Source organism: Burkholderia sp. 3C, assembly GCF_054589155.1.
The window spans coordinates 40818-62496 of record NZ_BAAILN010000096.1; the positions used below are offsets into that span (position 1 = coordinate 40818).

Annotated in this window: 23 protein-coding genes; 17 read left to right on the top strand and 6 right to left on the bottom strand. The window is 68.4% G+C overall.

Annotation, left to right across the window (positions count from 1 at the left end):
* Positions 1–3178: glycosyl hydrolase family 18 protein (locus ACYP33_RS19850; protein WP_459623506.1), on the bottom strand; the 3178-nt coding region annotated here is incomplete at its 3' end.
* 174 nt (positions 3179–3352) lie between these two features.
* Here ACYP33_RS19850 and gspG point away from each other — a divergent pair.
* From gspG to ACYP33_RS19915, 13 genes are all read left to right on the top strand, one after another.
* The gene (gene gspG / locus ACYP33_RS19855; RefSeq protein ID WP_459623661.1) at positions 3353–3862 is read left to right on the top strand and encodes a type II secretion system major pseudopilin GspG; all 510 of its coding nucleotides are present in this window, start codon (positions 3353–3355) and stop codon (positions 3860–3862) included.
* A complete protein-coding gene (locus tag ACYP33_RS19860; RefSeq protein WP_459623508.1) occupies positions 3837–4355 on the top strand; it encodes a lytic transglycosylase domain-containing protein in 519 nt (172 codons plus the stop codon). Before gspG ends, ACYP33_RS19860 begins: the two co-directional genes overlap by 26 nt.
* Positions 4352–5533, top strand: a complete 1182-nt coding sequence (locus ACYP33_RS19865; protein WP_459623510.1) for a type II secretion system F family protein — start codon at positions 4352–4354, stop codon at positions 5531–5533. The genes ACYP33_RS19860 and ACYP33_RS19865 overlap by 4 nt, the downstream gene beginning before the upstream one ends.
* Before the next feature lie 100 nt (positions 5534–5633).
* Positions 5634–7229 (top strand): GspE/PulE family protein, encoded by a 1596-nt coding sequence (locus ACYP33_RS19870; protein WP_459623662.1) that lies wholly within the window; start codon positions 5634–5636, stop codon positions 7227–7229.
* Positions 7230–7335: 106 nt separating this feature from the next.
* Positions 7336–7944 carry a hypothetical protein gene (locus ACYP33_RS19875; RefSeq protein ID WP_459623511.1) on the top strand — a complete coding sequence of 203 codons (609 nt, stop codon included), beginning with the start codon at positions 7336–7338 and terminating at the stop codon, positions 7942–7944.
* Positions 7920–8471, top strand: coding sequence for a hypothetical protein (locus ACYP33_RS19880; protein ID WP_459623513.1), 552 nt, complete (start codon positions 7920–7922; stop codon positions 8469–8471). The genes ACYP33_RS19875 and ACYP33_RS19880 overlap by 25 nt, the downstream gene beginning before the upstream one ends.
* The gene (locus tag ACYP33_RS19885; protein WP_459623515.1) at positions 8468–9022 is read left to right on the top strand and encodes a hypothetical protein; all 555 of its coding nucleotides are present in this window, start codon (positions 8468–8470) and stop codon (positions 9020–9022) included. The genes ACYP33_RS19880 and ACYP33_RS19885 overlap by 4 nt, the downstream gene beginning before the upstream one ends.
* A gap of 11 nt (positions 9023–9033) precedes the next feature.
* Positions 9034–9483: a hypothetical protein gene (locus tag ACYP33_RS19890; RefSeq protein ID WP_459623516.1), complete on the top strand. Its 450-nt coding sequence runs from the start codon at positions 9034–9036 to the stop codon at positions 9481–9483.
* 34 nt (positions 9484–9517) lie between these two features.
* A complete protein-coding gene (locus ACYP33_RS19895) occupies positions 9518–11134 on the top strand; it encodes a secretin N-terminal domain-containing protein (RefSeq protein ID WP_459623518.1) in 1617 nt (538 codons plus the stop codon).
* A complete protein-coding gene (locus ACYP33_RS19900; RefSeq protein WP_459623520.1) occupies positions 11131–11613 on the top strand; it encodes a type II secretion system protein in 483 nt (160 codons plus the stop codon). The genes ACYP33_RS19895 and ACYP33_RS19900 overlap by 4 nt, the downstream gene beginning before the upstream one ends.
* Positions 11588–11983 carry a type II secretion system protein gene (locus ACYP33_RS19905; RefSeq protein ID WP_459623522.1) on the top strand — a complete coding sequence of 132 codons (396 nt, stop codon included), beginning with the start codon at positions 11588–11590 and terminating at the stop codon, positions 11981–11983. The genes ACYP33_RS19900 and ACYP33_RS19905 overlap by 26 nt, the downstream gene beginning before the upstream one ends.
* Positions 11958–12491, top strand: a complete 534-nt coding sequence (locus tag ACYP33_RS19910) for a type II secretion system protein (protein ID WP_414449004.1) — start codon at positions 11958–11960, stop codon at positions 12489–12491. Before ACYP33_RS19905 ends, ACYP33_RS19910 begins: the two co-directional genes overlap by 26 nt.
* A 13-nt stretch (positions 12492–12504) precedes the next feature.
* Positions 12505–13188 carry a response regulator transcription factor gene (locus tag ACYP33_RS19915; protein WP_459623524.1) on the top strand — a complete coding sequence of 228 codons (684 nt, stop codon included), beginning with the start codon at positions 12505–12507 and terminating at the stop codon, positions 13186–13188.
* Positions 13189–13199: 11 nt separating this feature from the next.
* Here the strand turns inward: ACYP33_RS19915 and ACYP33_RS19920 are convergent, their stop codons facing one another.
* The 4 genes from ACYP33_RS19920 to ACYP33_RS19935 form a co-directional block, all read right to left on the bottom strand.
* On the bottom strand, positions 13200–13694 hold the full coding sequence (locus tag ACYP33_RS19920; protein WP_459623525.1) for a periplasmic heavy metal sensor: 495 nt from the start codon (positions 13692–13694) through the stop codon (positions 13200–13202).
* A complete protein-coding gene (locus ACYP33_RS19925; RefSeq protein WP_414449007.1) occupies positions 13691–14110 on the bottom strand; it encodes a hypothetical protein in 420 nt (139 codons plus the stop codon). Before ACYP33_RS19925 ends, ACYP33_RS19920 begins: the two co-directional genes overlap by 4 nt.
* Positions 14110–14919: an RNA polymerase sigma factor gene (locus ACYP33_RS19930; RefSeq protein WP_459623527.1), complete on the bottom strand. Its 810-nt coding sequence runs from the start codon at positions 14917–14919 to the stop codon at positions 14110–14112. The genes ACYP33_RS19925 and ACYP33_RS19930 overlap by 1 nt, the downstream gene beginning before the upstream one ends.
* Before the next feature lie 210 nt (positions 14920–15129).
* The gene (locus ACYP33_RS19935; protein ID WP_459623529.1) at positions 15130–15438 is read right to left on the bottom strand and encodes a YXWGXW repeat-containing protein; all 309 of its coding nucleotides are present in this window, start codon (positions 15436–15438) and stop codon (positions 15130–15132) included.
* Between the two features lie 380 nt (positions 15439–15818).
* On the opposite strand from ACYP33_RS19935, the gene ACYP33_RS19940 reads away from it, so the two are divergent.
* The 3 genes from ACYP33_RS19940 (at position 15819) to ACYP33_RS19950 (ending at position 18190) form a co-directional block, all read left to right on the top strand.
* A complete protein-coding gene (locus ACYP33_RS19940; RefSeq protein ID WP_414449009.1) occupies positions 15819–16955 on the top strand; it encodes a hypothetical protein in 1137 nt (378 codons plus the stop codon).
* A gap of 141 nt (positions 16956–17096) precedes the next feature.
* Positions 17097–17561, top strand: coding sequence for a GNAT family N-acetyltransferase (locus ACYP33_RS19945; RefSeq protein WP_459623531.1), 465 nt, complete (start codon positions 17097–17099; stop codon positions 17559–17561).
* Positions 17558–18190 (top strand): FMN-dependent NADH-azoreductase, encoded by a 633-nt coding sequence (locus ACYP33_RS19950; RefSeq protein WP_459623533.1) that lies wholly within the window; start codon positions 17558–17560, stop codon positions 18188–18190. Before ACYP33_RS19945 ends, ACYP33_RS19950 begins: the two co-directional genes overlap by 4 nt.
* 109 nt (positions 18191–18299) lie before the next feature.
* Here the strand turns inward: ACYP33_RS19950 and pdxR are convergent, their stop codons facing one another.
* On the bottom strand, positions 18300–19838 hold the full coding sequence (pdxR, locus tag ACYP33_RS19955) for a MocR-like pyridoxine biosynthesis transcription factor PdxR (RefSeq protein WP_459623535.1): 1539 nt from the start codon (positions 19836–19838) through the stop codon (positions 18300–18302).
* Positions 19839–20107: 269 nt separating this feature from the next.
* Here pdxR and ACYP33_RS19960 point away from each other — a divergent pair, with 269 nt between their 5' ends.
* Complete coding sequence (locus tag ACYP33_RS19960) at positions 20108–21319, top strand: NAD(P)/FAD-dependent oxidoreductase (protein ID WP_414449013.1); 1212 nt, start codon at positions 20108–20110, stop codon at positions 21317–21319.
* The last annotated feature ends 360 nt before the right edge of the window (positions 21320–21679 follow it).

The following is a 21679-nucleotide window of genomic DNA, read 5'->3' on the forward strand; positions in this document are numbered from 1 at the left end:
CGTACTTGTCCCAGGCTTGGGCCCATGCGGAGCCCTTGCCGGGTTCGTAGGCCCAGGCCGCCATCGAACACCAGTTGGTGTACGGGAACGGCTTGCATCGGTACAGTGCGCCGCGGTTCGATACGATGTCGCCGGCAGCGTACCGGGTGCCTTCCTTGTATTGCGGATGCGTGCCGGCTTCGTTGCCAGGGTTGCCCGCGCCGCCCGAGCCGCCGGTGCTACCTTCGTGGCCGGGGTTGCCGGTGCCGCCCGAGCCGCCGGTGCTGCCTTCGTGGCCGGGGTTGCCGGTGCCGCCGGAGCCGCCGGTGCTGCCTTCGTGGCCGGGGTTGCCGGTGCCGCCGGAGCCGCCGGTGCTGCCTTCGTGGCCGGGGTTGCCGGTGCCGCCCGAGCCGCCGGTGCTGCCTTCATGGCCGGGGTTGCCCGCGCCACCCGAGCCGCCGGTGCTGCCTTCGTGGCCGGGGTTGCCCGCGCCACCGCTCCCGCCATTGCCGCCTGCGCCGCCGCCGAACGACGTCCATGCGTCGCCCCATGCGAAGCCCTTGCCCGGCTCATAGGCCGCCGGCGCCATCGAGCACCAGCCGCTGTACGGGAATGGCTTGCACTGGAACAGCTTGCCGAGGTTCGACACCACATCGCCCGCCTTGTATTGCGAGCCGGACTGATAGGCCGGATAGTCACCGCCTGCACCGCCTGCACCGCCTGCGCTGCCGCTTCCGCCTGCACCGCCGCTTCCCCCGCCGGACTCGCCGCCATTGCCTGCCCCACCGTGACCCGCATCTGCCGCCTTGACGCGAACCGTGTGCTGGGCAGAAGACGACAGCTTGCCGTCGCTGGCCTTTACCGCGAACGTGAACGACTGGTCCTTCGCCAGCTTCGGCGCGGTGAAGTTCAGCGTTGCGCCGGACGGCTGCGCGGTGATGCCCGCCGGAACCGTCCACTGGAACGTGAGCGGATCGCCGTCCGGATCGGTGGATTGCGCGGCCGACAGCGTGACGGACTGGCCGCCGTTCGCCTCCGCCGGCCCCGTGAGCCGCGCGACCGGCGGGCGGTTCTCGGCCGGGGGCGGCTTGACCGACGCGTCGGCCTTCGCCGTGACGGCCATCTGCGCGCTGCCCTTCAGGCCCGCCGTGTCGGTCACCGTGACGCGGAACACGAAGCGCGTGTCCTGCTGCACGGCCGGGATCGCCACCGTGGCCTTCACACCGTCAGGATGACTGATGGTTAGCGGTGCGCCGCCGGTCTGCTCCCATCGGTACGACAGGGCGTCCTTGTCCGGGTCGTGCGATTTCGAGGCATCGAGCGTCACGGTAGCGGGGCCGGTTACCGTCATGTCCGTTCCCGCGTTTGCGATCGGCGCGTGGTTGTGCGTGCCGCCCTGATCGTGACCGAGGCCTTCGTGCATCGCGTTCAGGATGTCGCCGTTGTCCGCATCGATTTCCCATGCGAACAGGCCGCCCAACTGATGCTTGCGCACATAGTCGCCCTTCGCGAGCACCGAGCGCGCATCATCGAACGTCACCAGTTCGCCCGTGCCCTTGTTGAAGATGTAGGGGGCTTCCGCCGTCTGGTCGTAATGGTATTCGTAGCCGTTGATGCCGGCGTTGTTCGGTCCCACCATCTTCGAGGCAATCGCCTTGTAATCGACGACACCCGGCTCCCAACTGCCCGGAACCGGCCCGGTGGCGGTACCCGAGAACGGGTTGCCGTCGCTGTAGCCCGACACGCCCGTCCAGCCACGGCCGTACATTGCCGCGCCGAGGACGAGTTTTTTCGAATCCACCCCTTGCGCGAGCAGCGCTGCAACGGAATTGTCCGCCGTGTAGTCCGTGTCGGGCCGCCATGCCGGCGCATACAGCGCGGTTTGATGGCCGAGATTCGTCAGGCTGAATGCGCCGTAGAAGTCATAACTCATGTCGAAGACATAGTTCATGTACTTCGACGCTTCCTTGTAGTTCACGACGCCGATCTTGTCCCGGCCCGAGCCGATCGCCGATGTCAGCTCGTAGGTCTTGCCGGTTTCCGCCGAGAGGCGATCGAGCATCTGCCGCAGTTCCTTGATCAGCGTGACGTACAGCGCGCCATCCGTGGCCGGATTGCCGAGCGCGGGATTGGCGCCCTTGCCGCCGGGGAATTCCCAATCGATATCCACGCCGTCGAAGAATTTCCAGGTACGCAGCAACTGTTCGGTCGAATCGATGAACACCTTGCGCTTGGCCGGATCGTGCATCTGGAAGAACGGGTCGGACAGCGTCCAGCCGCCGATCGACGGCAGGATCTTCAGATCCGGATTGCGCTTCTTCGCGGCCATCATCTGGCCGAGCACGCCCTTGAGCGGCGAGTTGGCCGTCTGCCCCGGCAGCGTCACGCCGATTTCGCCCCATGTGTCATGAATCGCCACGCTGTAATCGGGCAATCCCCGGCAGGTCTGTTGCAGCGCGCGGAATGCATTGGGCCCATCGTGCGCAAGCGAGCCGTTGATGTTTTCGCCACCGCAGATCGGAACGAAGGCGTATAGCAGGTGCGTCAGATTCTCGACCGGCACGTTGTCCACACTGAACTTGCGGTCGTAGATCGACCAGGTCGCGAAGTAGGCTGCCACCACCGAATCCTTGTCTTTTGCAAACGGCTTGTTGGTCTTGCTGGCGTTGTCCGGCAGCGTATCGGCCAGCTCCGGGATCGTATCGAACACGGTCACGTCGAGCGGTGCGCTGTCGGCCGAGGCGCCGTTCGCATCGAACACGCGAACCTGAAACTTTTTCACGCCCGCTGTCTTGACGTTGGCCACCACGGTTCCGCGTTGCGCGCCGCCGGGTGTCAGCTTGATTTCCGAGGCGCTGTCGATCGTGCCGTCCACCACCGCCACCGCCTTGACCGCGGTGCCATTGCTCCAGATATCGAAGGGCAGCGGCACGTCGACCTTCTTGTTGAGCTTGACGAGATCCTTGTAGGGCGCGGCCCCGGCCCGTTGCAGATCGATCTCGACGAAGCCGTGCGGCTTCGAGGTGATTTCGTATTGCCGAAGACTGGGCGTGCCCGGCGCGGCGCTGGCCGAATGCGCGAAGCAAAGCAGGCTGGCCGTGGCGATCGTGGCAAACGCCAGCCTGGGCGAGCGGCCGGGCAGGCTCGCGATGCTCGATTGACGGGCATGGGATTGATTGAAGCGCAATTTGATCGTCATCCTTAATGATGTGAAAGAGTGTCTGAGCAGACGCGCGCATTGTTTTGGCTTTGGCCGCCGGCGCCAATCAATCTGAATGCAAATTGAATGAATCTCGAAATAGGAAAGGAGTGCTGAACTTGGAACTTGAGAATGTCTTCAGGAAGGTTGTTGTGTCCGAACCTGCCTCGGACAATGACGGCGTCGTGCAAGGGGGGGCAGCGCCCGCCCGGTGCATCGACAGGTCAATCGAGGACAGACAACGTGAACGTAGGCATTCGAAGAGGGAAAACAGCGCAGCGGCAGCGGGGATTTACCTTGCTGGAATTGCTGGTGGTCTTGCTGATCATTGCGCTGCTGGCGGGGTATGTCGGGCCGAAGCTCTTCACGCAGGTCGACAAGGCCAAGGTGCGCACGACCGAAGCGCAGCTCAAGACGCTCGGCGATGCCGCCACGCAGTTCCGGCTCGATACGGGCCGCTATCCGAGTGCCGAGGAGGGGCTCGATGCGCTGGTCACGCCGCCGCAGGACGCGGCCGGCTGGAATGGCCCCTACCTCGCGAAGGCCGTGCCGACAGACGGCTGGGGCCGCCCCTACCAGTGGAATGTGCCGGGCCGCGACGGCGAAGCGGAGATCGTCTCGCTCGGACGTGACGGCCGCGTGGGAGGGAGCGGCGTCGATGCCGATCTCGTCCATGGCCTGTAAGCGCGCGGGGCGTGGGCTCGTCGTGGCGGCGTCGCTGGCCGCCGCCGCGCCCGCTGCCTCGGCGGCGAATTGCTTCACGGCGGCGGGCGAGCGGCACCGCATCGATCCGCTGCTGCTGGTCGCGATCGCGAAGGTCGAATCGGCGATGAATGCCCGCGCGATTCACTACAACGCCAACGGCACCGTGGACATCGGGCTCATGCAGATCAACAGCTCGCATCTGCCGCGGCTGGTCAGGGCCGGGATCACGCGCAAGCGTCTGATCGACGAGCCTTGCACGTCGGTCGATACCGGCGCGTCGATCCTCGCCGGATTCATCGAACGCCACGGCTATACCTGGAATGCCGTGGGCGCCTATAACGCGGGCTCGTCGGTTGCGCGTGCGCCGGCGCGCAAGGCGTATGCGGCGCGCGTCTGGCGCGCGTACCGGTTGCTGACCCGCGACCGGCGCGCCAGCCTCGTGGCGCTCGATGCCTGGCGGCCTTCGCCGTGACTGCGTTTCGACTCCGCGTGCTGGCGGGCGGCACGCTGGCCTGGCAGACGATCGAGGCGGCGAGCGAGGCCGAGGCGCGGGCGCGGATTGCTGCTCAGGGCGGCGTGGTGATCGCGCTGCGCCGCGCGCGGTCCGGTGGCCGCAAGCGGGCGCCGAGGTTCGCGCTCGCGTTGTTTCTGCAGGAGCTGTCGGCCTTGCTCGATGCGGGCCTGGTACTGGTCGAAGCGCTCGAGGCATTGCGCGACAGGACCGACGCCGGCCGCGCATCGCAGCATGTGATCGACGGCATCCTCGCCGTGATGGTCGAGGGGAAGCCGCTTTCCGCGGCACTCGCGCGGCAGCCCGGGGTGTTTCCCGAACTGCTGGTCGCGACGATCGCCTCGGCGGAGGGGAGCGGCCAGTTGCCTGCCGTGCTGAAACGCTACCAGCAATACGAAGTGCGGATCGCGCAGATGCGCAAGCGCGCGGTGGGCGCGTTGATCTATCCGGCCGTCGTGATCGGCGTGGGCGCCGCGATCCTGCTGTTCATGGCGTTCTTCGTGATTCCGCGTTTCGCGGTGGTGTTCGAGTCGCTGACGGTGTTGCCGCCCGCCGCCCGCGTGATGCTCGGGTGGGCCAGGCTGCTGCGCGAACACGGCGCGGCGGTGGGCGTGGCCTTGGCCGTGGCGGGGTTGGGCGGCGGGCTCGCAATACGCGCGTCATGCACCAAGCGTCTGGTGCAACGGCTGATGTGGCGCGCGCCAAAGCTGCGCGAAGTTTGCCTGCTGTTCACGCTGACGCGCTATTACCGCACCGCTGGGTTGCTGATCGCAGGCGGCACGCCCGTGATCGACGCCCTCGCACTGTCCGGCAAGGTGCTGCCCGACCTGTTTCAGCCGCGCCTCGCGGCTGCGCTGGCCGAGCTTCGTGCAGGCCGGCCGGTGTCGACCGTGTTCGCGGCTCACGCCCTGACGACATCCGTCGCGGCGCGCCTGTTGCGCGTGGGCGAGCAGGGCGGTGATCTGGGCGGAATGTGCGAGCACATCGCGCAGTTTCACGACGGCGGGCTCGACCGCGCGATCGATCTCATCAGCCAGGTCCTCGAGCCGGTGCTGATGTTGGCCGTCGGCGCGACCGTGGGCGCGGTGGTGCTGCTGCTTTACATGCCGATCTTCGAGCTGGCCGGCAGCATCGGATGACAATCCGGCCGGGCACGGCATGCGTGCCGGATCGCGCCGACCAACGGGACAAGACAACGTGAAACCGCAACAGATCATCCACGATTGGCAATGCGAATCGATGCACTCCGGTGCCGACTTCATGGCGTATGCCGACGCGCTGCTGGGCGCCGACCCGAGCCGGCTTGCCGAGGTGGCCGTGTGCTGCGGCATCGAGCCGATCGACGCGGATGCGTTGCGCAGCGCCGCCACGCGCTTCGATCTGCTCTCGCTGCACGAGGCGCTGGCGCTGCGGGTCCTGCCGGTCGAGCGTGACGGCACACCGGTCATGGTCCTGGCCGATCCGCTGTCGCGCAGCGTGCGTGACGAATTGCTCGCCCGTTTCGGCGCGCCGCCGGTGCGCATCACGATGAGCCTGCCCGGCGAAGTCGAGCGGCGGCTGGCGCAGATCGAGTCGAACGAGCGCTCGATCGACAGCATCACGATCGATGCCGCCTCGGGCGAGACCCACGCTCAGCGTCCCGAATCGATCTCGCTGGCGAGCATCGCCAGGGACGAAAGCCCGATCATCCGGCTGGTCAATTCGACGCTGTACGACGCCCTGCAGAGCCGCGCCAGCGATATCCATCTGGAATCGACGGCGGACGGGCTGGCGATCCGCTACCGGATCGACGGTGTGCTGCAGCCGGTTCGCGGCGTACCGGGCATCGACGCGGCGACGCAGACGCTCTCGCGGATCAAGGTGCTGGCCGCGCTCGACATCGCGGAACGGCGCGTGCCGCAGGACGGCCGCTTCAAGGTCATGATGCAACGGCGCGATATCGATTTCCGCGTGTCGATCATGCCGGGCACGCACGGTGAGAACGCCGTGCTGCGCGTGCTCGACACGTCGCAGCGCGGCGACAGCATCAGCCTCGACATGCTCGGGTTCGATGCGCTCACCGCGCGCCGCATGCGCTCGCTCGCGCATCGTCCCCACGGGCTCATGCTCATCACCGGCCCGACCGGCAGCGGCAAGTCCACCACGCTCTATGCCGTGTTGTCCGAGCTGAATACCGGCGAGGACAAGATCATCACGATCGAGGACCCGGTCGAGTACCCGCTGAACGGCGTCGTGCAGATTCCCGTCAACGAGCGCAAGGGCCTGACGTTTGCGCGCGGGCTGCGTTCGATCCTGCGGCACGATCCCGACACGGTGATGGTCGGCGAGATCCGCGACGAGGACACCGCGTCGATTGCCGTGCAATCCGCGCTCACCGGCCACCGCGTGCTGTCCACCGTCCACGCGAACGACGGCTTCAGCGTGATCGACCGCTTCATCTACATGGGCGTGGAGCCCTCGACCTTTCTCGAGGCGCTCAACGGTGTTGTCTCGCAGCGGCTGGTACGACGCATTTGCCCGGGCTGCGGTGACGCCGCCACGGACGGCGCGGACCTGGCCGGTGCGGCGCTCGAGGTGCTCCGGCGCGAGGTGACGCCGGGTGCGGGCTGCGAGCGGTGCCGCGGCACCGGCTATCACGGCCGGATCGGGCTGGCCGAGGTGCTGATGCTCGATGCGCCCATGAAGGCGGCGCTGCTGGAGCGCTCGATCGAAAAACGCACGCGCGCGCTCGACGCCTGCACCGATTTCCGGTCGATGCGCCAGGCCGCACTGGCGGCAGTGTGCGCACGCATGACGACGTGCCAGGAGGTGCAGCGTGCGATCACCCTGGATTGACGCCACCGCGCTGATCGATGCCGGCACGCTGAGCCTCTGGCTACATGCCGGCCGGAGGCCGCGAAGCTTAGGGGCCGCGCATGTCGTCGTCGCGCACACGGGCCATGTGTCCGAGGCCCTGTCGAGTGCGCTGGCCGGCCTGCCGAAAGCGCGCCTGTCGATCTGCAATCGGCTGCGGATCGTCGTCGGGCATCCGTGGGCGCACGGCGTGGTGTTGCCCTGGCAGGATGGCCTGACCTCGGATGCCGCGTGGCGCGCATACGCCGGCATGCGGTTCGCCGAGCACGCGCAGCGCGGCGCGTTGCGCATCCTGATCGAACACGAACGCTGGGGGCGGACACGTCTTGCCGCTGGAATAAGCGAAGGATTCCTCATGGAAATGGGAAAGACCAGCCGCGCCGCCGGCTGGCGGCTCGCGAGCGTGCGTGACGCATTGTCGGCGTCGCTCGATGCGCACCCCGCCTGGCGGGACCGCGATGATTTCGCGTTCGCGCTTTGCCAGCAGACGGTGGCGACGTGCGTGTTCCGGCGCGGGGGGCAGTGGCGCGATGTCGTCACGTTGCCGCGCGACGGTGACTGGTTTGCCGCAGCGGCCCTGATGGCCGGATTGCCGCCGTGCGGAGATATCGGCGCGGTCGAGTTCGATGGTGCGCTGCCGGGTGCCGACCTCGCGGCGGTCGAGCCGATGGATTGCTCGCCGGCGACGCCGGCATGAGGCGGACCACTGGATTGAACTTTGTTGCGCCGCGCGCGCGGATCACGCCATCGGCGGCCATTGCCCTGTGCTGTGCCCTGATGGTGATGGCGATCGTCGGGCGCGAATGGACGCGTGTCGATACCGTGCGTGACGCCGTCGATCGGCTCTCGCAGCGGATCGATGTGCGACAGCGCAGCCTCGAACGCGAGCAGCGGCTGGCGAAAGCCCGGACGCCCGAGCAGCGCCGCATCGCGAGCCTGCTTGCCGCGCAGCAATCGAACCAGACGAACTCGGGCTTGCCGGTGATCGACTGGATCGAACACGCCTGGACGCCGCATATCGCATTGAAATCGCTGACAGTGGACAAGGCCGGCCGCCAGGCGCGTATCGAAGGCGGCGCGGCGGATCTGGCGCAGATCTACATGTTTGTCGATCGCCTGAACGACCGTCATCCCGACCGCAGGACCGGCCTGCTCCAACACCGGGCTGCCACGGAGAACGGCAAACCGGTCTTCTATTTCAGCCTGAGCCTCGAACATCCATGACGCCCCCCGACATGCTGAACGTGACGCTGCTTGCCGCGCGCCTGCGCTGGGGCGCCTATGTGGCCACCCGGAAACTGGGTGTGCCCGGCCTGCTCGCCAGCGCCTCGGCCGTCGCGCTGCTGGGCCTGCATGCGCTTTACCTGCAACCGGAGCATGTGCGGCTCGCCGCGATGCGCGACGGGCTGGCGAAACAGTTCGCGGCGTTGCCGGTGCCGGCCGCGAAAGCCGGCACCGGCGGGATGACGCTCGATCAAGTGCAGCAACTGCAGAGCGGGACGCAGGCCTATGCACTGTTCGAAATCCTCGCGCAGAACGGGCTCGAACGGAAGAACGCAACCTACCGCAGCGCAGCGGAGGTCAAGGGAAAGCTGCGGCGCCTGACGATCGATATCGCGTTGCATGGCAGTTACCTCGGCTTGCGCGAAGCGATCCGGGCGATCGCCGGCCAGCCGATGGTGCGCATCGAGAGCGTGACGATCGAACGTGACGGCATCGACAGCGCGGACATCGACGCCGCCCTGCAGGTCAGCATGCTGGGGCCCGACACGTGACGCGCCCGCTCATGATTCGCCTGGCGGCCGGATGGCTGGCAGCCGCTGCCGCGAGCGCCGGCTTCGCGCAGGCGAGCGCCGATCCGTCCCGCCCCGTCGATCTCTTTCCCGCCCAGAGTTGGGCATCGCTCGGCGCCGAGGAAGCCGGCGCGGCGCCGCCCGTTGAGGCGCCACCGGATCTGGCCGACCCGATCGACGTGGCTTCCGCGCCGCAGCAGCAGGTCATGCCGTTCAGCGTGGCCGGCGAATGGCGCGCGCCGGGGCAGCGCATCGTTGTGCTGGAGGGCGGCGGCAAGACCTTCCTGCTGTGCGGGCGCGGCTGCGGCGTTCGTGATGCGGTGCTCCCGGGCGGCGAGATTGCCGATGGTTACTTGCTCAAGACCCTGGACGATACCGGCCCGATCGTGATGATCCGTGACGGTGTGAAGGTCGAGCTTGCGCCGGCCTCGCCCACGCCCTGAATTTCGCAGCGAAACTTTTTTTGGCAACACAGTGATGAAACCAACTGTCAGTTTAGGGATCCTGATTTCCGCGCTTGCGCTGGCCGGGTGCGCGAGCCCCCCGCTCACGACAGCCGGGGGCCCCCCCGCAACGGTCGCCGAGCGCCTCGACCTGCTGCTGTCGCCGCAACGCGCCGCGTCCGGCCCCACGGGGCATGCAGCGCCCGGCACGCCGCAGGCGAGCCATCCATTGCGTCCGCAACTATCCGACGCGTTGCGCAAGCCGGTTTCGCTCAATTTCAGGCAGCAGCCGATCGCGGCGATCTTCGACGTGATCTCGCGCGTGTCCGGCGTGAACGTCGTGTTCGATCACGATGTCGACACGACGCAGCCCACGACCTTGTTCGCCGAGCGCACCACGGCCGAAGACGCCATCAACCTGCTGCTACGCACGAACCGGCTCGAAAAGACCGTCATCGACGCGCACACGCTGCTCGTCTACCCGGCGCAGCCGGAGAAAATCCGCACCTATACCGAATTCGCGATCCGGACGTTCTTTCTGTCCCACGCCGACGCGAAGTCGGTCATGACCGCGCTGCGCCAGATGATCAAGCCGAAGGACATCTACGTGGACGAACGCGTGAACGCGATCGTCCTGCGCGACACGCCCGAGACGATCGAGGTGGCGGAACGCATCGTGGCGGCGCTCGATATTGCGCAGTCCGAAGTCACGCTCGATGTGGAGGTGCTGGAAGTCAACGTCAACGACAGCCTCGATCTCGGTGTCGAATATCCGGGCCGCATTCGCTTCGACGCGCTGGCCGCGGCGGAGGGCGTTGCGCCGACGCTCGGCGACCTGCTGCGCCTGAACCGTGATCGGATTGGCGTGTCGGGCGAATCCGGTGCGCTGTCGCTGGCGATCGACATGCTGCAGAAGCAGGGCAAGACCAGCACGCTCGCCAATCCGAAAATCCGCGTGCGCAACCTGGAGAAGGCGAGCATCCGGATTGGCGAGCGCGTGCCGATCGTCACGACCACGAATGCGAACGGCGTCGTCACGGAGTCGGTGAGTTACCAGGATGTGGGCTTGATGGTGAAGGTCGAGCCGCGCATCAGCCTCGACGACGAAGTGAGCGTGAAGGTCAACCTGGAGGTCAGCAGCATTCTGTCGAAGGAGACCACCAAAAGCGGGCTGGTGGCCTATTCGCTCGGCACGCGCAATGCGGAAACCCTGATGACGGCGCGCAATGGCGAAACGCAGGTTCTGGCCGGGCTCGTCAAGCGCAACGAGATCGAGAGCGTGACGGGCTTGCCCGGGCTGTCGCGGCTGCCGCTGATCGGCCGGCTGTTCGGTGCGCACGGACGCAATCAGGAGCGCACGGAGATCGTGCTGCTGATCACGCCGCATATCGAGCGCAATCTCGACCTGCCGGCCTCGGCCGTGACGCCTTTCCTGTCCGGCACCGAAACACACATCACGACCGAAGCCCTGACACACGAATCCGGCGCTGCGGCGCCGGGTGGCCCGGATCTCGACACGCCGATCGAACCGGCCCCTCCGTTCGCGCCTTCGAAGTCCGACTCGCAGCCGCGCGGCGAGCCCGGCATGCGCGGCGAGGCGCAGGACGACCGCGAGAAGCCGGGCGGCGGCATGATGCGGACGCGCGCATGACCGCCCGGCGACGTGCGCGCGGCTTCTCGCTGATCGAAATGATGGTGGCGCTGACGCTGCTGGCCTTGCTCGCCACCGTGGCCTTGCCGCTGGCCGAGATCGTCAAGCGCCGCCAGGACGAAGCGGCGCTGAACCGTGCGCTGATCGCGATCCGGTCGGCGCTCGATGCCTACAAGGCCGCGTCGGACGAAGGCCGGATCGAGCGCGCTGTCGACGAGAGCGGTTATCCGCCCGATCTGCGCACGCTCGTGGATGGCGTGGAGGACAAGCGTTCGGCCGGCGGTGCTCGGCTGGTTTTCCTGCGCAGGATTCCTGACGATCCGATGTGCGACTGCAGTGGCAAGGCGGCCGACGCGATGTGGGAAACACGCAGTTACGCGAGCGATCCCGCCGATTTTTCCTCGGGTGATGATGTCTTCGATGTCCGCTCGGCCAGTCGCAAGGAGGGCCTCAATGGCATCCCGTATGACCAATGGTAGCCGCGCCCGCCGCGCGGCGGGCTTCACACTGATCGAGATGCTCGTGGTCCTGGCGATCATCGCTACCTTGACCGCGCTGGTGGCGCCGAATTATCTGAAGCAGGGCGACCGCGCCCGGGAAACCGTGCTGCGGCACAACCTGAATACGCTGCGTCAGTCGATCGACGATTTTCGGGCCGATACGGGTGACAACCCGGCCTCGCTCGAAACGCTGGTGGACATGCACTACCTGCGCGACGTGCCGCTCGATCCGATCACGGGAAAGCGCAATTCCTGGCGGGTGCTGGCCGGCGAAACGGGCGGCGTGGCGGATGTGAGGAGCGGTGCCACGGGGCGCGCGCTCGATGGAAGCCATTATGCGACATGGTAATCTGCGCCGATGCGCCCGCGGGCCACGCACGCAGCGCGGCATTATTTATTTCGGTGTGCTGATATTGGTTGCCGTGATCGGGCTGGGGATGACCCAGGCCGCCCGAGTCTGGCGCACTGTTCAGCAGCGCGATCGCGAAGCCCGGCTGCTGTTCGTCGGCGACCAGTATCGCGCCGCAATTGGCCGCTATTACAGCGCCGCCGGCCAGACCCGCTATCCGGCGTCGCTCGACGCGCTGCTGGACGATCGCCGGACTTTGCCGGCGGGGCGGTATCTGCGGCGCCTCTATCCCGACCCGCTCGACGCAACGGCCGCGTGGGGAATCATCAAGGCGCCGGATGGCGGGGTCATGGGCGTGGTCAGCGAAGCGGCCGGCCGGCCACTGAAGCGGCGCGGGTTTCCCGCCCGCTATGCGCAGTTCGCCGATCGGGACACCTATCGCGCGTGGCGGTTCGTTTTTTTGCCGAGCGCGCCGGGCGATTTGCCAGCGCGTTCGGCAGCCGACTGAAGGAGTCCGAAACATGAGAATCGCAATCCTGGAAGATATCGTGGCGCAGGCGTGCGTCGTGGCGCGCTGGCTGGAGAAGGCCGGCTACCAGACGGTGATATGCCACGATGGTGAACGCTTCGTCGAGCTCGTGCGGTCGACTCGGGTGGATGTGCTGCTGCTCGACTGGGATGTGCCGGGCATGTCGGGCATCGAGGTCATGCGCTGGGCGCGTGCCGAGTTTTCCGACGCGCTGCCGATCATCATGATCACGCAGCACGATGGCGAGGACGACATCGTGTTCGGCCTCGACAACGGCGCGGATGACTACCTCGCGAAGCCGCTGCGCGAACGCGAACTGATTGCGAGAGTGGGCGCGCAGGCGCGCAAGTGCTGTCGGCAGGCGCGGCGGGCGAGGGTGGTGGAGTTCGGCAAGGTTGCGCTCGATACCGGCACGCAGCTCGCGACGGTGGAGGGCGCGCCCGTTGAATTGTCGGTGCGCGAATTCGATCTGGCGCTGATGCTGTTCGAAAGCGCCGGCCAGGTCCTGTCGAAAGACGCGATGATCAAGCAGGTGTGGGGCGTGGTCGATCGCAAGCACGATGCCACGCTGTCTACCTATATCAGCACGTTGCGCCGGCGCCTGGGCTTGCGGCCCAGGAACGGGCTCGTGATTTCATCCGTCTACAACTACGGCTACCGGCTCGAACGGGCCTGAGGCCGCCCGCGTCATTCGGGCGACGGCTTGCCGTTGCGCGCGGCCGGCATGCGCCATTGGCCGCTGCGTCGGAGGCCGTCGACGAAGCGTTGCCGTTCGTCGGGCGGCAGCGATTGCGCGAAATCCACCACGTTGCTTTCGACCTGCGCGCGCAGGTACGAATCGGCCTGGCGTGTGCGGGCCAGCGCTTCGTCCACGGCCGGGCGATCGACTTGCGGGGCGGCCAGCAGATCGAGCACGTCGCGCCGGCCCTCGCGCGCCTCGCGCACGAAGATGCGGCTTTCGCGGCGTGCCGAGGCGAGCGCCTCGCGGAATTGCTCGGCGCGCTCGGGCGGCAGCCCGTCGGCCGCGAAGCGCAGCGCGATCTTCGCGCCCGGCTTGACGGCCGCGCTGCCGCCGGGGTGGCGCGCGAACCATTGATAGGCGCCGCCGGCGATCGCGCCGAGCAGGAACACGTTCAGCACGATCGAGACGATGAGCACCACGGTGCCGGTGCGGCCGTTCATTCGCCGCTCCAGTCGTCGGGCGAGCCGCCGAAGGTGGTGGTCAGGTAGCTGCTTTCGTGGCTGGCCGACTGCATGCTGGTGAGCAGCGCGGCCGACATCGTGAGCGCGCCGGCCAGCGCGCCGGCCGCGCCGATGCCGACCACCGCCGCGCCCGACCACCACAGCCGGCCGCGTGTCCAGGGCCGCCGTGCGGCGGGCGCGGTGCCGACGATGCGTTCGATCAGCGCCGAGCTGGCCGGTGCGATGGTGTCGCCGACCAGCCAGCCGTCGAGCTCGGCGGCTTCGGCGAGCAGCGCGCCCGCCTGCTCGCGATGTGTGCCGGCCCAGGCGCGCGCGGCGTCGCGTTCGGCGTCGGGCCAGCGGCGCGAATCCGCGCCGTAGGCTTCGACGATGATGCGGAATCGTTCGGGTGTCATCAGATTTCCTCGCTGCGGCCGTCGTTGGCCAGTTGCGCGCGCAGATTGCGCCGGGCGCGCGAGAGCAGGCTCTCCAGCGCGTCCACCGTGATGCCCATCAGGCCGGCCGCTTCGATATTCGACAGTTCCTGATAGTACTGGAGCACGAGCGCTTCACGTTGCCGGGCGGGCAGCGCCTCGAGCGCCGCGCGCACGCGGGCGTCGCGTTCGAGCGTTTCGAGCCGTGCGTCGGCGCGCGGCTGCGGGTCCGGTTCGTCGGGCATCTCGTCGTGCGGTTCCTCGCGCCGGCTGCGCAGCCGGTCGTAGCAGAGATTGAGCGCCACGCGGTGCAGCCAGGTATCGAAGCGCGCCTCGCCGTCCTTCCAGCGCGGCGCCTGTTTCCAGATGCGGATGAACGCTTCCTGCGCGACATCCTCGGCTTCCATGCGGTCGCCGAGCAGCCGCGTCGCGAGCGCGAGCAGGCGCGGCAGCTTGCGCGCGACCAGCGCGCGCACGGCGCCCGGGTCGCGCTGGCCGACACGCGCGACGAGTTCGGCATCGGGATCGCGTTCGCTCACGTTCGCGGCTCCCGATCCGGCAGGGCGGATGGCATCCGGCGCGGCGTGCGCGGGCACGGGCGCGGCGGCGGTAGGGCGCGCGGCGAGGCGCGCCGGGATGGCTTCAAGGCAATCGGCTCCCTGCAAGTCGACGGGTGACGCAAGCTCGGCCGGCGCTGCGCTCGCGCGGCCCCGTGCCAACCGTAAGGATGGCTGACGATGGCGGCGCGGCAGCGCGGCGGGCGCGAGCATGGCGGCAGTCGGTCCGCTCATGGCGAACGGGCGGCGGAACGCGGGCGCGCGTTGCGGCGGGGCGCGTTCCGCGCGCGATCAATATACGACGACCGCGGCCGGGCGCACATGAACCGGCCGAACGGGCACCACCACGCAGGCGGACAGGGTGGCCGCGACGAGCGCGAGAATGGCGATCAGTTTCATTGGAGATTCCTTGGCATGTCGGGACGGACGGCGATGTGGCGCGGATCAGGCCCAGTGGCCCGGCACCCAATGCCAGTTCGGGCCATGCGCGACCCAATGGCCCGGCACCCAGTGGTAGCCGACACGCACCGGCTGCCAGTGGCCCGGCGCCCACACGTAGGCGCCGTGCTCCCAGCGCCAGCGGCCGTGATCCCAGACATAGCCGGTGCGCGGCCCCGGCACCACTTCGTAGCGCGGCGGGGGCGGCGCGATCGGCGCGATGATCACGGCCTGGGCGAAGGCGCTGGTGGCGAGCGTGAAGCAGAGCGCGGCGGCAAGCCGGGCCGGATGGAACAGTCGTTTTATTTGGTTCATGGTTTTCTCCCTGGATCGACATCGACATCAAAACGACGCGCGGCAGCGGCGTCGTATTGACTTGAACGGAGCGGGGCCGGAAATCCGTCGCTGTGGTTGAGGCCGGGGGATGAGGAAATGCGGTGGAGCAGGGGCGGAAGCGGGCCGCTCGATGGCAAACGACACGTGCGGAGTGGGCGCATCGAAGTCGGTTAAGCCCTTGATGGACAAGTGATTTTCGCATGGGGCGCGATGCCGGGTTCGGCCCGTTTCGGGCAGGAAGCGCCCCGTTTGGGGCCGAAATATCTGGTAACATCCGCGCGCTGTGCGAACCGCTTTTTGCGGCGCTTTTGCCGTATTTTTGCCTGCTGCATCGACCCGATCCCCGACCCGTTCCGCCGATGAATCCTGCCAGCCCGTCCCGTTCGTTCCCTTCCGGCGCTGCCGAATCCGCCGCCTCGATGCGCGGCGCGATGCCGGCCCTGCTGCTCGGCGCATCGCTGTTGCTCGGCGCATGCGGCAAGCACGACGCGAACGGCGCAAGCGGCGCCACCGCGCCCGCGCCGGGCAGCGCGGCATCGGCGGTGTCGCCCGCATCGTCGGCGGCGGCTCTGGCAGCATCGATCGCCTCGGCGGCCGACGCCGCGCAGGCCTCGTCGCCCGACGCGGCCTCCGGCAGCGGCGCGTTCTCGCAAGGCCTGAAGCGCGCCGATCTGATGCATGTGGTGTTCCCGGCGTGGCGCGATACCAACGACGCGAACGCGCGCGTGGTGGAGGTCGAGCTGCCGGTGCGCGACGATTCCGGCCGCCTGCCCCATGCCGCCGCACCGAAGACCGAAACCACCCGCGTCGAGATCGCGCCGCGCCAGGTGATCCGCCTCGACGACACGCACGCGGTGATGCTGACCGAAGGCGTGGGCGTGGCCGACACTGGCGTGCGCGACGACAGCTACGCCTCGGGCGCGTGGCTCGGCGCGTACTTCTTCCGCCGCGACGCGACCGGCTGGCTGCTCGACAAGCGCGTGGACGGCGTGGATTACCTCGGCGTGGCCGGCACCTACGGCGACACCAGCGTCGCACGCATCGGCGCCGACGAATTCGGCGTGGTCCTGACGGGCGGTGGATGCTGGCAGGGCTTTTGCGGGACGTGGGCGTCGGTGTACGGCGTCGCGCCGGGCCGCATCGCGACTTACGCGAGCACGGTGCCGGTGGACGGCAACAACCTCGGCGCGAGCGGCGATTGCGAAACGGCGCTGCAGCAGCCCGGCGCGGCGAAGGGCGCGGCCGCGAGCGACACCGACGTGGCGGTCGGCACCGACGCGAGCAACCCGCCCGCCTGCTTCGACATCAGCGGCAAGCTGGCGCTGGTGACCGGCGGCAATGGCGGCAGCGAGATGCAGATCCGCTTCGACGGCGTGGAATCGACCGACACCGACGACGGCACGCGCTCGCGCCAGATTCACCAGACGGCCGTGTACCAGTTGCGCGGCGGCAAGTATGTGCTGTCGTCGGGGCATAACCCGGTGCCGCCGTTTTGAGGGCGTAGCCTTCGCGCGGGCTCGGCCCAGGCGGTCGATCGCGCGCTCCCCGATGTCCCGGTCGTTTTGATCGTTTCTGGCTCTATGGGCCATGACGTGGCGGCGCTATCGTGTGCTTCGTCACTGAACGATGGAGCGTGCATGAACCCCGCTGTCGAATTCCGCCATCTCGATACGCCGGCCGAGCAGGCCGGCGCGTTCGCGCTGATGCGCGTGCTGCGTCCGCATCTGGACGACGCCAAGGCCTTCGTCGCGCAACTCGCGCGGCAGCAATCCGAAAGCTACCGGCTGCTGGCCGCCAGCCGTGGCGGACAACTGCTCGGCCTGGCCGGCTATCGCTACCAGACCAACCTGATCTACGGCCGCTTCCTGTATGTCGACGATCTGGTCGTCGATCCGCAAGCGCAGGGGCACGGCATCGGCGCGCAACTGCTCGACGCGGTGCGCGCGATCGCCCGCGACGGCGGCTGCGCGCGCTTCGTGCTCGACACGGGCCTGCACATGGCGCACGCGCAGCGCTTCTATTTCCGCAACGGCTTGCTGGCGCGCGGCATGCATTTCGTCGAGCCGCTCGCGGCGCACGCCACGCAGGAGGGCGCACGATGAAGCTGCTGTTCCTGAACGCCAGCCCGCATGGCGCGGCCAGCCACGGCTACCGGCTTGCGCACGAGGCGATCGCGGCGCTGCGCGAACGCGAGACGGCGGCCGGCCGACCGTTCGGCCTGATCGAACGCGATCTGGCCGGCGCGCCGCTGCCGCCCGTCGATGCCGGCTATGCCGTGGCGATCACCTCGCGCGAGCCGGACCCGGCGCAGTTCGCGCTGTCGGAGCAACTGATCGGCGAGATCGAGGCCACCGATTGCCTCGTCATCAATACGCCGATGCACAACTTCACGATGCCGGCCGCGTTGAAGCTCTGGATCGATTACGTGTTGCGCATCCATCGCACGTTCCGCTCGACGCCCGACGGCAAGATCGGCCTGATGCGCGACCGGCCGAGCTTCGTGATCGTCGGCTCGGGCGGCGTGCACAGCGGGCCGAACGCGCGGCAGGCCGATTTCCTGACGCCGTACCTCGGCTACGCGCTCGGCTCGATCGGGATTCGCGACGTGCACTTCTTCCCGCTGCAAGGGCTGGTGATGGGCGAGGCGGCGGTGCAGGCCGAACTCGCGCGCGAGCGTGCGGCGCTCGCGCGGTACGCGCCGTTCGCGGAGCCGGTGGTGGTGGCGCGCTGAGGCGCGGCTCGGTTCATCGTTCGGGGAACTGAGCGATTTGGGTCGGCCGGGCGAACCGAGCGAACCGAGCGAACCGAGCGAACCGAGCGAACCGAGCGAACCGAGCAGACTAAGCGCATTGAGACTCAAGCGCTTGCCGCAGCGTGCGCGCATACGCGTGCGCCTGCTCGCGGCTCGCGACGTTCGCGAAGCCGATCACGAAGCCGCGCGGCGTGTGTTTCGCGCGGCCGTTCGCGTACCACGCCGACAGCGCGCTCGGCCCCAGCCCCGCTTCGCGCGCGGCTGCCGCGAACGCCACGTCGTCAGCCGACGCATGGCCGACGAACGTCGCCGCCAATTGCATGCCGCCCGGCGGCAATTCGAAATCGAGGCGCGCGCCGAATGCTTCGCGCAACGCGTCGGCCATCCACACGCGCCGCTCGACGTAGAGCGCGCGCATCCGCTTCAGGTGTCGCGCGAAATGGCCCTGCGCGATGAAGTCGGCCACGCCCGCCTGCAACAGCGCGGGCGGCCCCGCGTTCATGCCCTGGTAGATTTGCCGCATCCGCGCGGCGGCGCGCTCGGGCGCGACCACATAGGCGAGCCGCAGCCCCGGCACCATGACCTTGCTGAACGTACCGCAATAGATCACGCGGTCGTGGCGATCGAGGCGCTTGAGCGCGGGCAGCGGGCGGCCGACGTAGCGGAATTCACTGTCGTAGTCGTCCTCGACGATCCAGCTTCCGGCCTGCGAGGCCCAATCGAGCAGCGCCATGCGGCGCGGCAGCGCGAGCGTCACGCCGAGCGGGCTTTGATGCGACGGCGTGACCACCGCGAAGCGTGCATCGGGCGCGAGCGCCACGCCGCGTTCGACGTCGATGCCCTGCGCATCCACCGGCACCGGCACGAGCCGCATGCCGGCGTCGCCGAGAAAGCGCCGCGCCAGCAGGTAGCCCGGGTCCTCGTACCACATGCGGTCGCCAGGCGAGGCCAGCGCGCGCAGCACGAGCTCGAGCGTGGCGCGATAGCCGCTCGTCACGAACACCTGATCGGGCGTGCATTCGACGCCGCGCGACACGCCGAGGTAGGTCGCGATCTTCTCGCGCAGCACGGGCAAGCCGAGCGGCGACGGGTAGCCGAGCGCAGCGGGATCGGCGCGCCGCAGCCGGTAGGCGACGAGCCGGTTCCAGACCTTGCGCGGAAACGCGTCGAGCGCGGGCAGGCCCGGCTGCAGCGGCAAGGCTTCGCCGCCGTGGGTGCCGGCCGGGTCGGACTGTGGGGCGGTGACGGGACGCGCCTTGTCCGCCGCGCGCGATGTGCCCGGTATGTCTGCCGCACCTGGCGTGGCCACTGCCCCCGTTATCTCTGCCGCACCCGCTGCGCCGCGCGCCGCTTGGCGCAGCGCGGCCGCCGGCAGCGACGGCGACACATAGGTGCCGGCCGCGCCGCGCACCTGGAAATAGCCTTCGTCGACGAGGATCCGATACGCCATCTCGATCGTGCCGCGCGCGGTGTTCAGCTCGGTGGCGAGCCCGCGCACGGCCGGCACGCGATCGCCGGGGCGCAGATGGCCCGCGCCGATCGCCTGCCGGAAGCGCTCGCAGATCTGCAAATAAACGGGCAGTTGCAGGCGGCGGTCGATGTCGAGTTTGAGGTCGCGTTGGCTCATCGGGATGCCCGGTGGACGAGCCGGCCGGCTCGATGGACAGCGATTGTCGCACGGCGGCGACATTTCCTGCGACTGCGCAACTACGATTTATCAAGTCGGAATAGTGTGTTTCGATGAGGGTGTGGAAGCCGCAACAATCTTTTGTTGATTGCTTCTTCGATCGCCGCTTGCTCTCATGAACTGCGATCAATAGAATCCGAGTTATTCGAAACCGAGGCGCGGTCGCGGTTGGCGCGATTCCGCCCCATCTCGTCCAACAGGAGAACATCATGTCGAAACGCATTCTGGTGATCGGCGCCGGCTTCGCCGGCATGTGGAGCGCGCTGGCGGCGGCCCGCCTGCTCGATCTGCGCGCCCGCACCGATATCGAGATCACGCTGGTCGCGCCGGCCGCCGAGCTGCATGTGCGCCCGCGCCTCTACGAGCGCAATCCGCGTGCGATGCGCGCGCCGTTGCAGCCGTTGTTCGACGCGGTGGGCGTGCGCTTCGTGGCGGGGCGTGTCGAGGCGATCGACGTCGCGCGGCGCGAAGTCGGCGTGAGCGGCGTCGAAGCCAGTGCGGAACACCTGCGCCTCGGCTACGACCGGCTCGTGCTGGCGGCCGGCAGCCGGCTGTTCCGTCCGGAGATTCCGGGCCTCGTGTCGCACGCGTTCAACGTCGATCAGGTCGAGGACGCCGCCGCGCTCGAAGCGCACCTGCACGCGCTGGCCGGGCGGCCTGCGGCCAAGTCGCGCAACACCGTGGTGGTGGCGGGCGCGGGCTTCACCGGCATCGAAACGGCCGCCGAACTGCCGGCGCGCCTGCGCGCGATCCTCGGCGACGCGGCGGACGTCGACGTGATCCTGGTGGACCGCGAAGCCGAACTCGGGCCGGACCTCGGCCCCGGCCCGCGCCCGGTCATCACGCGCGCGCTGACGGAACTGGGCGTGCGCTGGAAGCTCGGCTCGGGCGTGGCGTTCGTCGATGCGCAGGGCGTGACGTTGGCCAACGGCGAGCGGATCGACGCGCAAACCGTCGTCTGGACGGCCGGTGCGCGCGCCAGCGCACTGACCGCGCAAGTGCCGGGCGAGCACGACCGTTTCGGCCGCCTGCATGTCGATCGCGATTTGAAGGTGACGGGCGTGGAGGCGGTGTACGCAACGGGCGACTGCGCCTACGCGGCCACCGACGAGGTCGGCAACCACGCGGCCATGTCGTGCCAGCACGCAATGAACCTCGGCCGCTCGGCCGGCCACAACGCGGCCGCCGATCTGCTCGGCGAGGCGCCGCTGCCGTACAGCCAGCCGAAGTACGTGACGTGTCTCGATCTCGGCCCGTGGGGCGCGGTGTATACGGAGGGCTGGGATCGCGTCGTGAAGATGGAGGGCGCGCAGGCCAAGGCGCTGAAGACGCAGATCAATTCGGAATGGATCTACCCGCCGGCGGCGAACCGCGCCGAGGCGCTGGCTGCGGCCGATCCGCAGCGGATTGTGGTGGCGTGAAAGGGCGGGGTCGAGGTGCGGGTGTGAAGGTCGGGTCGGAGTGTGGGACTGAGCGTAGGGCGAAGTAGCGGCTGAAGCACCGGCCGATGCACCGGCCGATGCACCGACTGAAGTACCGACCAAAGCACCGACCAAAGCACCGACCAAAGCACCGACCAAAGCACCGACCAAAGCACCGGCCAAAGCACCGGCCAAAGCACCGGCCAAAGCACCGGCCAAAGCACCGGCCAAAGCACCGGCCAAAGCACCGACTGAAGCACCGGCCAAAGCGCGACCCGCGCAGCAACCCGACAGCCAGCAAAAAGGGCGACACATCATGTGCCGCCCTTCGTTGTACCGACCCGAATCGCGCCGCGGGGG